The 11,971-nt window shown below is 73.5% G+C and carries 13 protein-coding genes; 7 read left to right on the plus strand and 6 right to left on the minus strand.

The features are described 5' to 3' along the window. The first annotated feature begins 124 nt into the window (after positions 1 to 124). Both ACIQF6_RS17630 and ACIQF6_RS17635 read left to right on the plus strand, forming a co-directional pair. On the plus strand, positions 125 to 889 hold the full coding sequence (locus ACIQF6_RS17630) for a methyltransferase domain-containing protein (protein WP_400895689.1): 765 nt from the start codon (positions 125 to 127) through the stop codon (positions 887 to 889). 180 nt (positions 890 to 1,069) lie between these two features. Beyond that, on the plus strand, positions 1,070 to 2,302 hold the full coding sequence (locus tag ACIQF6_RS17635) for a serine hydrolase domain-containing protein (RefSeq protein WP_400895692.1): 1,233 nt from the start codon (positions 1,070 to 1,072) through the stop codon (positions 2,300 to 2,302). 130 nt (positions 2,303 to 2,432) lie between these two features. Here the strand turns inward: ACIQF6_RS17635 and ACIQF6_RS17640 are convergent, their stop codons facing one another. Then, a complete protein-coding gene (locus ACIQF6_RS17640) occupies positions 2,433 to 3,473 on the minus strand; it encodes a methyltransferase domain-containing protein (protein ID WP_400895694.1) in 1,041 nt (346 codons plus the stop codon). Positions 3,474 to 3,560: 87 nt separating this feature from the next. Between ACIQF6_RS17640 and uppS the strand changes: the two genes are divergently transcribed. Continuing rightward, positions 3,561 to 4,337 carry a polyprenyl diphosphate synthase gene (uppS, locus tag ACIQF6_RS17645; RefSeq protein ID WP_400895697.1) on the plus strand — a complete coding sequence of 259 codons (777 nt, stop codon included), beginning with the start codon at positions 3,561 to 3,563 and terminating at the stop codon, positions 4,335 to 4,337. A gap of 45 nt (positions 4,338 to 4,382) precedes the next feature. Here uppS and ACIQF6_RS17650 read toward each other — a convergent pair whose 3' ends face one another. From ACIQF6_RS17650 to ACIQF6_RS17660, 3 genes are all read right to left on the minus strand, one after another. Next, positions 4,383 to 6,020, minus strand: a complete 1,638-nt coding sequence (locus tag ACIQF6_RS17650) for an alkaline phosphatase D family protein (RefSeq protein WP_400895700.1) — start codon at positions 6,018 to 6,020, stop codon at positions 4,383 to 4,385. A 136-nt stretch (positions 6,021 to 6,156) separates the two neighbouring features. Then, positions 6,157 to 6,648 (minus strand): YfbM family protein, encoded by a 492-nt coding sequence (locus ACIQF6_RS17655; RefSeq protein ID WP_400895703.1) that lies wholly within the window; start codon positions 6,646 to 6,648, stop codon positions 6,157 to 6,159. Positions 6,649 to 6,783: 135 nt separating this feature from the next. Beyond that, the gene (locus ACIQF6_RS17660; RefSeq protein ID WP_400895705.1) at positions 6,784 to 7,296 is read right to left on the minus strand and encodes a DUF2199 domain-containing protein; all 513 of its coding nucleotides are present in this window, start codon (positions 7,294 to 7,296) and stop codon (positions 6,784 to 6,786) included. A gap of 78 nt (positions 7,297 to 7,374) precedes the next feature. Between ACIQF6_RS17660 and ACIQF6_RS17665 the strand changes: the two genes are divergently transcribed. Beyond that, positions 7,375 to 8,001 carry a hypothetical protein gene (locus ACIQF6_RS17665; RefSeq protein WP_400895708.1) on the plus strand — a complete coding sequence of 209 codons (627 nt, stop codon included), beginning with the start codon at positions 7,375 to 7,377 and terminating at the stop codon, positions 7,999 to 8,001. 142 nt (positions 8,002 to 8,143) lie between these two features. Continuing rightward, entirely contained in the window at positions 8,144 to 8,893 is a 750-nt protein-coding gene (locus tag ACIQF6_RS17670; RefSeq protein ID WP_400895710.1) for a GNAT family N-acetyltransferase, read from the plus strand. Between the two features lie 124 nt (positions 8,894 to 9,017). Here ACIQF6_RS17670 and ACIQF6_RS17675 read toward each other — a convergent pair whose 3' ends face one another. Continuing rightward, positions 9,018 to 9,809 carry a class I SAM-dependent methyltransferase gene (locus ACIQF6_RS17675; protein ID WP_400895713.1) on the minus strand — a complete coding sequence of 264 codons (792 nt, stop codon included), beginning with the start codon at positions 9,807 to 9,809 and terminating at the stop codon, positions 9,018 to 9,020. A gap of 249 nt (positions 9,810 to 10,058) precedes the next feature. On the opposite strand from ACIQF6_RS17675, the gene ACIQF6_RS17680 reads away from it, so the two are divergent. Continuing rightward, on the plus strand, positions 10,059 to 10,676 hold the full coding sequence (locus ACIQF6_RS17680) for a hypothetical protein (RefSeq protein ID WP_400895715.1): 618 nt from the start codon (positions 10,059 to 10,061) through the stop codon (positions 10,674 to 10,676). Here ACIQF6_RS17680 and ACIQF6_RS17685 read toward each other — a convergent pair. Further along, complete coding sequence (locus ACIQF6_RS17685; RefSeq protein ID WP_400895717.1) at positions 10,634 to 11,155, minus strand: AAA family ATPase; 522 nt, start codon at positions 11,153 to 11,155, stop codon at positions 10,634 to 10,636. The two genes, ACIQF6_RS17680 and ACIQF6_RS17685, sit on opposite strands and share 43 nt — an antisense overlap. Positions 11,156 to 11,242: 87 nt before the next feature. Between ACIQF6_RS17685 and ACIQF6_RS17690 the strand changes: the two genes are divergently transcribed. Beyond that, the gene (locus ACIQF6_RS17690; RefSeq protein ID WP_400895720.1) at positions 11,243 to 11,962 is read left to right on the plus strand and encodes a GNAT family N-acetyltransferase; all 720 of its coding nucleotides are present in this window, start codon (positions 11,243 to 11,245) and stop codon (positions 11,960 to 11,962) included. Positions 11,963 to 11,971 lie beyond the last annotated feature (9 nt).

Raw genomic sequence — 11,971 nt, forward strand, 5'->3', positions numbered from 1 at the left:
GACTTCCTCGATTATTTAGGTGAGGCTTGCCTAAGTCAAACTCTTTGCCGACGCGGTGTCGGAAAACCCGCGGGAACATCAATTCGCCCACCCGCAGCGGCTTCCGGATGCTTCCATACTTGGCATGGACGCTTCCTTCGATGACCTCCTCGACGAGGCCGCAACCGCCCCGGTCGACGGGTGGGACTTCTCCTGGCTCGACGGCCGGGCCACCGAGCAGCGCCCCTCCTGGGGCTTCCAGCGACTGCTCGGCGGACGGCTGAGGACCGCCACGGCCGCACTCGACCTCCAGACCGGCGGCGGCGAGGTGCTGGCGGGTGCCGGCCGGGAGAACTTCCCGCCCACCATGGCCGCCACCGAGGGCTGGCCCCCGAACGCGGCGCTGGCCACCCGCCTGCTGCACCCGCTCGGCGTCGTCCTGGTGACGCACCAGCCGGACACCGAACTCCCCTTCTGCGACAGCTCGTTCGACCTGGTGACGAGCCGCCACCCGGCCGCCGTCCAGTGGTCGGAGATCGCCCGGATCCTCACCCCGGGCGGCAGCTACCTGGGGCAGCACATCGGCGGCCGCTCCAACCTGGAGCTGAGCGAGTACTTCCTCGGCCCGTTCGAGGCCGACGGCTCCCGCGAGCCCGAGGTCGAGTCCGCCGGAGCCCGCGCGGCGGGCCTGGAGGTGGTGCAGTGCCGCAACGAGCGGATCCGCCTGGAGTTCTTCGACGTCGGCGCGGTGGTCTGGTTCCTGCGCAAAGTCGTCTGGGCGGTCCCGGACTTCACCGTCGACCGCTACCGGGACCGCCTGCACGAACTGCACGACCACATCACCCACAAGGGCGCGTTCGTCTCCACCACCTCCCGCACCCTGATCGAGGCCCGCAAGCCCGTCGGCTGACCCGCCCTCGGGCGGGCCGCCACCCGGGCCATCCGCACTGCCTTCCTTCCGGAGAAGGATCTCCCGATCCGCCACCTCCTCCCGGCGAGCGATGCCGCGGAGGTGGCGGAGCCGTGAAGCTGACGGGCGACGAACCCCTTCTGTCAGGGCTCGGAGAGCGTTTTGTCGAAGGAGACTCGTGTGAAGAAGTACCGATCCGCACGGCGGCTGGCCGCATCCCTGCTGGCGGGTGCGTCGGTGTTCGCCCTCGCGCCCACCGCGCAGGCCGCCGGGCAGGCCGCCGGGCAGGCCACCCCACAGACCGTCGCGCAGGCCGCCGGGCGGGCCGCCGGGCCGGGGTCCGTGCCGGTGCCGCAGCGGGCCTCGTTGCAGCAGGGGCTGGACGCGCTGACCGGGCGGGCGGGGGCCAGTGGCGCGATCGCCGAGGTGCGCGACCACGGGCGGGCGGTGTGGCGCGGCACGTCGGGCGTCGCGGACCTGGCCACCCGGCAACCCGCGCCGGTGGACGGGGAGTTCCGGGCGGGCAGCCTCACCAAGACCTTCGTCGCCACCGTGGTGCTCCAGCTCTCGGCCGAGCACCGCATCGACCTCGACGAGCCGATCGAGCGCCACCTGCCGGGCGTGGTCCCGAACGGCGGGAACATCACGGTCCGCCAGGTGATGAACCACACCGCGGGCCTGTTCGACTTCCTGGAGGACCCGCGGTTCGCGTACGACTCCGACGAGCAGCTGCGCCAACTGCTCGCGGTGGACCGGTGGAAGACCCTCCGGGCCGGCGACCTGATCGCGATCGGCGTCTCGCACCAGCCGTACTTCGCGCCGGGCCGGGGCTGGCACTACTCGAACACCGACTACCTGGTGCTGGGCGAGCTGGTGCAGCGGGTGACCGGCAACGACTGGCGCACCGAGGTGGACCGCCGGGTGCTCCGGCCGCTGGGGCTGCGCCACACCTTCCTGCCGGGCACCGCGACCGCCGTTCCGGGGCCGCACAGCCACGGGTACCTGGCGCTGTCCGACGGCCCGGCCGACATCACCGAGCTGAACCCGTCGATGGCGGGCGCGGCGGGCGAGTTGATCTCCACCACGGACGACCTGGCGCGGTTCGACGCGGCCCTGCTCGGCGGCCGCCTGCTGGCCCCGGCGCAGCTCGCCGAGATGACGACGACGGTGGCGGCGGACGAACAGCCGCCGACCCGCTACGGCCTGGGCCTGATGCAGCTCCGGCTGTCCTGCGGCGACGTCTGGGGCCACCCGGGCGGGATCCACGGCTACGTCACCTACCTGTTCGGCGACCGCTCCGGCACCCGCCAGATCGCCGTGTCCGCGAACCCGTACGACCCGCAGAAGGGCGCCGAGCTGACCCCGGCCGTCCTCGACCTGATCGACCTCGCCTTCTGCGGCCCGAAGCCCTGAGCCTCCCCGAAGTCCTGAGCCTCCCCGAAGTCCTGAGCCTCCCCGCAGCCTGTACGGCCCTCCCCGAGGTCCTGAGCCTCCCCGCCGCCCGTACGGCCGCCCCGCTCCCGCCCGGAGCGGGTCGGCCCGCTCAGTTCCGGGGCTTCTCGGCGGTGATCACGTGCAGCGTGACGGAGGCCAGGAACGGTCCGCGGGCGAGGTGGTCGAGGAAGTCCTCGGCCTGGCGGCGGGTCAGGTAGCCGGCGGTGACGGCGCGTTCGGTGTTGCGGTGCAGGCCGAGCACCTGGTCGGCGGCGCGGACCTCGCGGTAGACCGAGGTGACGGGGACGACCGACCGCACGTCGAAGCCGAACTGTTCGGCGAGTCTGGGCAGTTGACGTCCGATGACGGGGTTGCGGACGATCCGGTCGGCGAGGTGCCTGGTCCAGGCGCGGGCGAGGTCGAGGTCGGGGTGGTCGACGGCCAGGGTGTCCCAGTCCGGTTCGGCGGCGACCAGCCGGCCGCCGGGGCGCAGCACCCGGTGGGCTTCGGCGAGCGCCCGGGGGACGTCGGCGAGGTGTTGCAGCAGCCGGTCGGTGCGCACCCGGTCGGCGCTGTCGGCGGCCAGCGGCAGGGCGTGCACGTCGGCACGCAGGACCCGGACCCCGGGAAGGGCGGCGGCCCGCCCGGCGGCCTCCCGGACCATCGCCGGGTCGTGGTCGATGCCGAGGACGCGGCCACGGGCGGTGACGGCGCGGGCGAGCGCGTCCAGGTCGGTGCCGGGGCCGCAGCCCCAGTCGAGCACCAGTTGCCCGGGGCGGGCGTCCAGGGCGTCCAGCAGCACCTGCTTGTAGGCGCGGACCTGGTCGGTGGCGGCGAGTCGTTCCTGGTAGGCGATCCGGTCGGGGACGACGGTCTCGAAGAGCCGGCCGGTGACGTCCGCGAGTGCGCCCAACTCCCGTCCCAGCGCGGCCCGTCCGTCGTCGGTGAGGCGGATCGGGCGGCGTCGGCCGTCGCCGCCCAGGTAGGCGATCAGGCCTTTTCCGTGCAGCCGGGCGAGCGCGCCGGAGAGGCTGCCGCGGCCGAGCCGGGCGCCGGTCATCCGCTCGATGGCGGTGTTGACGGCGTAGCCGTGCAGCGGGCCGTCCGCGAGCGCGGACAGCACAAGCATCTGGGCGTCGTTGGTGCGCACCTGGTTCCGTTCCGGTTCCCGATAGCACGCGACGCGTGCTATTCATGTCTCCCAGTATGCACTGCCCGCCCCTTGAAGGGACGTCACATGCGCCTCACCGCTCCGCTGTACACGCTGTACACCCGCCGCCTGCGCCGCCGGCTCACCGGCGCCGAACTCCCCCGGCACATCGGGCTGATCATGGACGGCAACCGCCGCTGGGCCCGCGAGCGCGGCCTCGCGGACACCCGTCTCGGGCATCGCTTCGGCGCGCAGCACGTGGGCTCGGTACTGGGCTGGTGCGAGGCGCTGGGGGTGCGGCACGTGACGGTGTTCGTGTGCTCGGCGGAGAACCTCCAGCAGCGCGGCGACGACGAGATCGCCTTCCTGATGCGGGTGATCGAGGAGGTGCTGGCCGCCCACCTGGCAGTCCCCCGCCCGCGCTGGCAGGTGCACCTGGCGGGCGATCTGGACACCCTGCCCGACTCGACGGCCCGCGCCCTGAAACACGCGGTGGAGGCGACCGCCGACTGTACGACGGGCGCCCAGCTCACCCTTGCCGTCGGCTACGGCGGACGGCAGGAACTGGTGGACGCCGTCCGGGACCTGCTGCACGAACAGGCCGACGCCGGACGGCCGGTGCGGGAGATCGCGGACACCCTGACCGCCGAGTCCATCGCCCGCCACCTGTACACCGCGGGCCGCCCCGACCCGGACCTGGTGATCCGCACCAGCGGCGAGCAGCGGATGTCCAACTTCCTGCTGTGGCAGAGCGCCTACGCGGAGCTCTACTTCTGCGAGGCCTACTGGCCGGCCTTCCGCGAGCTGGACTTCCTGCGCGCGCTGCGCGCCTTCGCGGCCCGCCGGCGCCGCTACGGCGCTTGACGCAGCGGCGGGCCGACGGGCCGTCAAGGGCGGGCTCAGGCATGCTCAGGCGGGCTTGACGCCCGGGTTGCCGGCCTCGGTGACGAAGGAGGCGGCGGTGAGCAGGGCGCCGTCGGGGCGGGTGATGTGGGTGACGGCCCGGTAGTCGGCGCGGGCCTGGTGGCGGTCGAGGGTGACCACGGTGTAGCCGCGCCGCCCGTCGTAGAACTTCATGTGCGGGTTGGCGGCGGTCAGGGTGGCCCAGTTGGACGGGTGGGCCTCGCCGTCGCCGTCGCTGCTGATCGAGGTGCCGACGAACTCGACGCCCACGGTGCGGGAGTTCGGGTCGTCGAAGTTGCGCTTGACGTCCAGTGCGTAGGCCACGTGCACGTCGCCGGTGAGCAGCACCAGGTTCTGCACGCCGGCCTGCTCGACGGCGGTCAGGAATCGCTCGCGGGCGGCCGGGTAGCCGTCCCAGGCGTCCATGGACAGCTTGGAGCTGGCGGCGGTGGTGTTCTTGCGGCGGGAGAACACCACCTGCTGCGGCACCACGTTCCACAGCGCCTTGGAGCGGCGCAGCCCGTCGGCGAACCAGCGTTCCTGGGTGGCGCCCATCAGGGTGCGCTTCGGGTCCTCGGACTCGGGGGTGGGGTACTGCCAGCCGTCGCCGTTGGCCTGGTCGTCCCGGTACTGGCGGGTGTCGAGGATGTCGAACTGCGCCAACTGCCCGTACTGGAAGCGGCGGTAGAGGGTCAGCTCGGTGCCGGCCGGCTTGGGCATCCGCAGCGGCTGGTTCTCCCAGTAGGCGCGGTAGGCGGCGGCGCGGCGGGCGACGAACGGCGCCGGGTCCTGGTTCTTCTCGGGGATGCCATTGGCGTAGTTGTTCTCCACCTCGTGGTCGTCCCAGGTGACGTACCAGGGGTGCGCGGCGTGCGCGGCCTGCAGGTCGGGGTCGGTCTTGTAGAGCGAGTACCGCAGCCGGTAGTCCGCGAGCGTGGTGGTCTCGTGGTCGAGGGCGGCCGGCAGCACGCGGTCGGTGTACTTTCGGTCGCCGCCCGCGGAGTCGATGCCGTACTCGTAGATGTAGTCGCCGACGTGGAACACCGCGTCCAGGTCCTCCTGGGCGAGGTGCCGGTAGGCGGTGAAGTAGCCGTCCTCGTAGGCCTGGCAGGACACCAGGCCGATCTTCGTGCTGTCCAGCTTGCGGCCGTGCGAGGGCGCGGTGCGGGTGCGGGCGGCGGGGGTGCTCCACTGGCCGACGGTGAACCGGTACCAGTACGCGCGGCCCGCCTCCAGCCCGTCCACGTCCACGTGCACCGACCAGTTGAACTCGGCGTGCGCCCGGGCGGTGCCGCGCCGCTCGATCCGGCGGAACCGCTCGTCCCGGGCCACCTCCCAGCCGACCTTGACGTTCCCCGCCGGCGGCATCCCCGCCCCCGGCTCCAGCGGACGCGGCGCCAGCCGGGTCCACAGCACCACCGCGTCCGGCAGCGGGTCGCCGGACGCCACACCGAGGGTGAACGGGTTCTCGGTGAGCGTGCGCGCCGCGAGCTCGTTCTCCTCGGCGTGCGCACTCGGCAGGTTGACGCCGAACGCGAGCGCGGCGGCGGCCGAGGTGACGGTCAGGAACCGCCGCCGGTCGAGCCGGGCGGCGGCAGCACGCAACTGCTGGTCGGGCGTGGGACGGGCGACACTGCTGCTCATCGGACGGGTGCCTTTCGCTGAACGGGCTGGTGTGCGAAAGAGATTCGACCCGTTCCGATGGTCCGCCCGAGGTCATTGCCCCGGCAAAAGAATGATCATTTCATGGCAAAGTCGTGAAGGGCGATGCCGGTGAGGCTCACTGATCGACCGTGAACACCACCGCCCGCCCCTCCTCCGCCGCCCGCCGGTAGAACTCCCGCAGGTCCGGCAGGAAGGACACCGTGTACGCCAGGTCGTCCTCGCCGCGGGCCCCGTCGTACTCCTCGAACTCCAGCTCCGCGTACCGCCGCCGCAACCACGCCTCGTCGATCCCCTCCAGCGCCGCCGCGACCGCCCGCACCTCTCCCGGTTCCACCCGACAGACCACGTAGTCGTCCCCGTCGTACATCGGCCGCCCGCCCAGCACGGCGTGCGACAGCGGAAACTCCCCGTTCCCGTACTCCAGCCGACCGTCCGTCAGGCACCGGTGCAACGCGTCCCACGCCTTGTCCAGCTCACACACCCGCGGCTCGTCCCAGGCCTCCTCCACCTCCTCGACGAGCGCCCTCACCTCCTCGTCCCCGTCGCACGCCGACAGCCGCGCCCACTCGGATTCCGCCAGCGCGAACAGCACTCCCCGACACGCCATCCCGGCGCCTCCCTTCCCTCCCCGGGATCCAACCGCCCCCCACTGACAAATCCCCGGCCGCCGCCACCGACGCCCCCGCGGACCGCCCCGGCACACGCCGAGGGCGGCCGCCGGCTCTCGGCCGTCGAGGTCGTGTCAGGCCTGGGGGTGCAGAAGTTCCCCGGCGAGCTGCTGGATGCGCTCGACGGTGATGCCGGTGCGCTGCTCGACCGCCAACGGGTGGTCGGTCGGCTCCAGTTCGAGGGTGGGGCGTTCGCCGACGGGGCGGGTGTGGAGCATGGTCTTCAGGTTGATCGTCGACGGCGTGTACGGCGACAGCTCGGTGGACAGCCAGCCGAAGTACGGCGGTTCCGACTCGCGTCCGGGGGTCTCCCACAGCTCGCACGCCCGCGCGAAGTTCTTGGCGCTGAGCGAGACCCAGACGCCCCAGGAGAAGACCTCGTCCCGACCGACGACGGGCAGCTCGATCAGGGCGCGCACGAAGAACGCCTCGCCCCGGATCACACACTGGTCGGACGTCAACTCGCAGTCCGGGGCGTGCTCCATGTCGGGCTCCCAGTAGTCGGGGGCCGGGCTGGAGAAGTTCATGGGCGTCTCCGCGTGCCGCTCGCCGCAGCAGGCGCAGGTGAATCCGAGGTCGATGGACATGGGATCCGAGCCTACCGCCCCTCCTGACCAGCGAAAACCAGGTGCCGGCCGGGCCCCGGGGCACTACCGTGAGCGTCCGTGAGCACCGACATCCACGGCGGCATCGAGTTCCACCATCCCGGCGTCGACACCGATTACTACGACGGCGAGCCGTGGGTCCTGGCAATGAACCTGTGGCCGCTGTACGACCGGACCGACCATGACGCCTTCGGCTGCCTGTTCGGGGTCCGCAACGACGCGGGCTTCCGCCCGCTCGCCGCCGACCGCGGCCTTCCGCCCGACCTGTCGAGCGGCCTTCGGCCCTGGATGCAACCGGCCGTGGACGCCGGGGACTACCACGGCGCCACCTGGGTCGGCTGGGCGGAGATCGCCCGCCTCGACCCCGCCGCCACCCCCGTCCACCACACCGGCCGCCTGACCTGGTCGTCGGCGTCCTCACCGCCGTCCCCGCACCGGCAGCGGCTCGTACCCGACCAGTGGCCTCCGGACGTCCTCGACGCCGTCGGCCCGCCGCCCGTCGACCTCGACCGTTCCGCCCACCCCACGGAGTGGACCAGCGGAGACCTCCGTTGCCGCTACGAACCCCTGACCGCCGCCCACCTCCTCGGCAGCACCTCCCACTGGCCGCACGTCTTCGCCGTGATGCAGGCCCTGGCCGGCCGCTTCGGCGAGGACGGGGTCCGGCTCGTCGCCGCCTTCGACTGACGCGCGCACAACTGCTCGTCGACACCGATCGGACGGCGCCGGGCGGCGCACCGCCGCAGCGGCGACGAGCTGTGTCACCGTCCGGTCCTGATCTTGCAACAGCGCTCGTACGGGCACGCACCGCTCTCGTACGCTCCTCCGCATGAGCCTGACAGTTGCTGACGTCGCCGCCGCCGGTGCGGCCTGGGTGTGGATGCCGGACGACGCCGAGGTCGTCGCGGACGCGGAGTACACGATCCTCCGGCTGCCCGACTACGTCGCCTTCGATCTCTCGGTGGTCTCCTTCACCCCGACTCGCCCCCTGTCCCAGGCTGTTGACGCGGTGGTGGCACGGGCCCGCGCCTTCGGGCCGCCCACGCTCGACTGGCAGGTCCTGCTCGGCGCCCCGGAGGGCCTGCCCGCCGAACTGGCCGCCCGCGGTGGGCAGGTGAAGCTCGTACTGGAGATCCTGGCCGCGGATCTCCGCGCCGGCGCGCCCGCTCTCCGACCGCCGGCGGTCGACGTCTCGCTGCGCTGGGCCACGGACACGGCGACCGCCCGGAACGGCCTGGCGATCGAAGCGGCGGGCTTCCGCGGCGAACTCCCGGCCGGGCACGGCGGCCTGCTCGTCGCCTACGTGGACGGCGAGCCCGTCGGCACCGGCGGCGTCGCGGTCGTCGACGGCGTGGCCCGGCTGTCGGGGGGCGTGGTGGCCCCGGCCTGGCGGCGGCGCGGGATCTACCGCTCGATACTGGCCGCCCGGTTGGCCTACGGCGTGACCCACGGCGCGACGATGGCCCTGGTCAAGGCGAACCCGACCACCTCCGGCCCGATCCTGCGCAGGTCCGGCTTCACCGGCTTCGGCCCGGAACCGGTCTACGCCGTCCCGCTCCACCAGAACCGACCCCGGTAGCGGCATCAGGGGCACGCCGGACCGGCTCCACCACCTGCGTCCACGAAGCCGGCCCGCGCCCGCCCCTCGCCCCGCACCCGGGGCCTGTCCGGCAGATCACCGATCAGGCCCCCGCAGTCCACCGTCATCTGACAGACCGTCGCAGGGCCCGCAGCACCCCCGTCCGCATCGGCAGGACGAACTCGCCCTCCGCCGTCTCCGACCGGCCCGCCAGGAAGGCCCGGACCGCGGCCAGCCGCGCCTGCCGTTCGGGCTCCGGCATGACCAGCATGCCCGCCTTGGTGCCCAGCGTCGCCACCAGCGACTCGGCGGTTCGGCGCTGCCCGTGCGGGAATTCGGCCTGTTCGGCCGCGCCGAACGGCGCGGGGCCGCCGGACGGGGGCAGGTGCAGGGCGGCCGTCACGGCGCGCCAGCCCGCGGGGACGTCGCGTGGGCCGACCGCCTCGCTCCCGCCGGCCGCGGCGAGCCCGGCCACCCATGGGACGCCGTCGTCGAACAGGTTCCACAGGCCGGCCAGCACGCCGGCCGGTGCGAGCACCCGGGCGATCTCGGGGGCGGCCGCGTCCATGTCGAACCAGTGCATCGCGTTGCCGGAGACCACCGCGTCGACGGACCCGTCCGGCAACGGAATCGACTCCGCACTGCCCGTCAGCGCCCGGACCTCCGGCAGCTCCCGGCGCAGTTCGGCCAGCATCGCCCGGTCGGGTTCCACCGCGACGACCTCGACGCCCGCCGCGAGCAGGCACCCGGTGAGCTTGCCCGTACCGGCGCCCAGATCGAGCACCCGCCGACCGGGCGCCGGGCCGAGTGCCCAGCGGACGGCGGCCGGCGCGTAGTCCGGGCGGTGCGCGGCGTACGCCCCGGCGGCGGCGCCGAACGACTGCCGGTGCCGCAGGTGTTGCTCGCTCTCCGCCATCCGCTTCCTCCCTGCCGGGACCGGGACGATCACCGAGGGCCGGCCCCGCCCCTCGGCGTCCGGCCCGACGCGCTGCGGCGATCGTCGCAGCCCCGCTCGGCCCCGTCCACGCCTTTTCGGGCCGCCGAACCCGGGCCGGACCCGAAGCTGAGTACGGATACTCTGGCGAACGGTGTATCGCATACGAAAGGATGCCTGTCGGGGGGTCGGACCGTCCGGGTCCGCCACTGTTCGCCTGGAGTTCTCGCCATGAAGCGCCCTGCCCTGCTCCTCGTCGCCGTCGCGCTCGCCACCGCCGGGGCGCTCACCGGCTGCGGCAGCACACACGTGACCGACTCCGGATCGGCCACCGGGACGCCGGACCCGCAGGTGTCGGCGAGCATCAGCACGGTGCAGCAGGAGGCGGAGGAGAACCGGAAGCGCGAACTCGCCGAGGCGGACCGGAGGTTCCCCGACATCGCGAAGCTCTGCCAGGGGAAGTCCACCGCCGCGCCCACCGCCGCGCCCCCGACGGCCGCAGCGGGCGGAACGGACCCGGAGAACTCCAAGTACGCCGAGAACCACGCCTACTTGCAGACCGTGAACCTGACGGACAGTCAGCGCTGCCGGGGCGAGGCCCACACGGCCCGGATCACGGCCGCCGCCGCGAAGCACACCCCCGCCGACGAGGCCCAGGCCCGCACCCTGCTGACCGGTCTCGACTACCCCGGAGCCACCCTCTCCGCCTCCGGCGACGGCGTCCACTTCGACCTGTCCGTCCCCGGCTCCGGCGGCTGCCTCAGCGGCGTCCTCTCCGGCGCAGGCCGGATCGAGGTCCACGGCGTCTACCTCGAAGGCGGCTGCGCCCGCCCGCACGGCGGCCACTGACCCGGCGTCGGCTCCTCCCCTTCACCACACGGCTCCTCGGAGCGCGCGGCGATCCACGCCAGCGCGGCAGCCGAGAGCCGAACGCCCTCGCCCCGTTCCTCCCGCACGGCCAGCCGACGCAGCAACTCCGGTTGCTGCGCCGGGAAGTGCCACAGCCGCCACCGCGCGCCGAGCCCGACGACCAGCCGCTTGTACGCGTCGCGCTCGGCGCGCGTTCCCAGCCCGTGGTCCAGCACCACCGACCGCCCGGCCCGAACGAGTTCCGCCAGCTCCGCCCGCACCTGCGCCACCACTTCCCCGAGCAGTGCCAGGTGCTCCGCCTCCGGGTAGTCCGTCCCGAGCCGTCCGTGCCGTGCCGTCATCCGCTCGTCGACGGACAGGCGGACCACCCCGTGCCGCTCCAACTCCTTGGCGTACGTGGTCTTTCCCGCTCCCGGCAGCCCGGACAGCAGGTGGACCACCGGCTTCGATCTCCGCATGGGTGCACAGGCTACGGCCCGATCGCCGCTCGCCCACCCGGGAATTCGAGGTGCGGAACGCCGGGGCGTCCGGGCAGGATGCGGGGGATGACGAACTCCACCTTGCTGCAAGCGGTTTGGCGTCGATGGGAGGGGCTTGCCGGGGTGCCCGCGCCCTTCCCGCCGGTCGGCGAAGCCACCGTCGTGGTCTCCCCGCACTCCGGCCTGTGCCCGCCCGGCTGGGTCGGCCTGATCACGCTGGGCGGCGCGGTGCTGGCGACCGCGCCGGACGAGCGGCGGGCGGCGCTGCTGCGGACGGCCCTGCGGGAACGCCCGGCGGCGGTCGCCGGGGACGCCGACCGGCTGGGGGAACTCCTGCCGCTGGGCCGGCTGTTGGGCCCGGCATCGCTCGCCAACCTCGACCCGGACGGCCTCCGGCCGCCGGTCACTCCTCTGCCGGTTCACCGACTCCCGGCACACGACGCCCGCTTGCGCGACCTGGAGCACCGTGCGGGCGCCGCGGACGCCGAGGAGGCCGGGCTCGACACCCTCACCTCCCCCGCCTTCGCGGTGCTCGCCGACGGCCGGGCGATCGCCGCCTGCGGCTACCGCGCCTGGCCGTTCGCCCTCGCCCACCTCGGCGTCCTCACCGACCCGGCCCACCGCAACCGGGGTCTCGCCCGCCGCACCGCCGCCGCGGCCACCCGGCACGCCCTCGCCGCCGGCCTCCTCCCGCAGTGGCGCGCCCGTGTCCCGGCCTCCCGCCGGGTCGCCGCCAGTCTCGGCTTCCGCGAACTCGGCACCCAGATCTCCGCCGAGGTGCGCTGAGCGGTGTCG

This window comes from Kitasatospora sp. NPDC092948 (assembly GCF_044754805.1).
In the GTDB taxonomy this organism is placed as follows: Bacteria; Actinomycetota; Actinomycetes; order Streptomycetales; family Streptomycetaceae; genus Kitasatospora.

Excerpts from the sequence above, each read along its gene's own strand:
- ACIQF6_RS17655 (WP_400895703.1), bottom strand. The coding sequence starts at position 6,648 with ATGGCGTGTCGGGGAGTGCTGTTCGCGCTGGCGGAATCCGAGTGGGCG.
- ACIQF6_RS17670 (WP_400895710.1), top strand. The coding sequence starts at position 8,144 with ATGAGCCTGACAGTTGCTGACGTCGCCGCCGCCGGTGCGGCCTGGGTG.
- ACIQF6_RS17675 (WP_400895713.1), bottom strand. The coding sequence starts at position 9,809 with ATGGCGGAGAGCGAGCAACACCTGCGGCACCGGCAGTCGTTCGGCGCC.
- ACIQF6_RS17650 (WP_400895700.1), bottom strand. The coding sequence starts at position 6,020 with ATGAGCAGCAGTGTCGCCCGTCCCACGCCCGACCAGCAGTTGCGTGCT.
- ACIQF6_RS17630 (WP_400895689.1), top strand. The coding sequence starts at position 125 with ATGGACGCTTCCTTCGATGACCTCCTCGACGAGGCCGCAACCGCCCCG.
- ACIQF6_RS17690 (WP_400895720.1), top strand. The coding sequence starts at position 11,243 with ATGACGAACTCCACCTTGCTGCAAGCGGTTTGGCGTCGATGGGAGGGG.
- uppS (WP_400895697.1), top strand. The coding sequence starts at position 3,561 with ATGCGCCTCACCGCTCCGCTGTACACGCTGTACACCCGCCGCCTGCGC.
- ACIQF6_RS17680 (WP_400895715.1), top strand. The coding sequence starts at position 10,059 with ATGAAGCGCCCTGCCCTGCTCCTCGTCGCCGTCGCGCTCGCCACCGCC.
- ACIQF6_RS17660 (WP_400895705.1), bottom strand. The coding sequence starts at position 7,296 with ATGTCCATCGACCTCGGATTCACCTGCGCCTGCTGCGGCGAGCGGCAC.
- ACIQF6_RS17685 (WP_400895717.1), bottom strand. The coding sequence starts at position 11,155 with ATGCGGAGATCGAAGCCGGTGGTCCACCTGCTGTCCGGGCTGCCGGGA.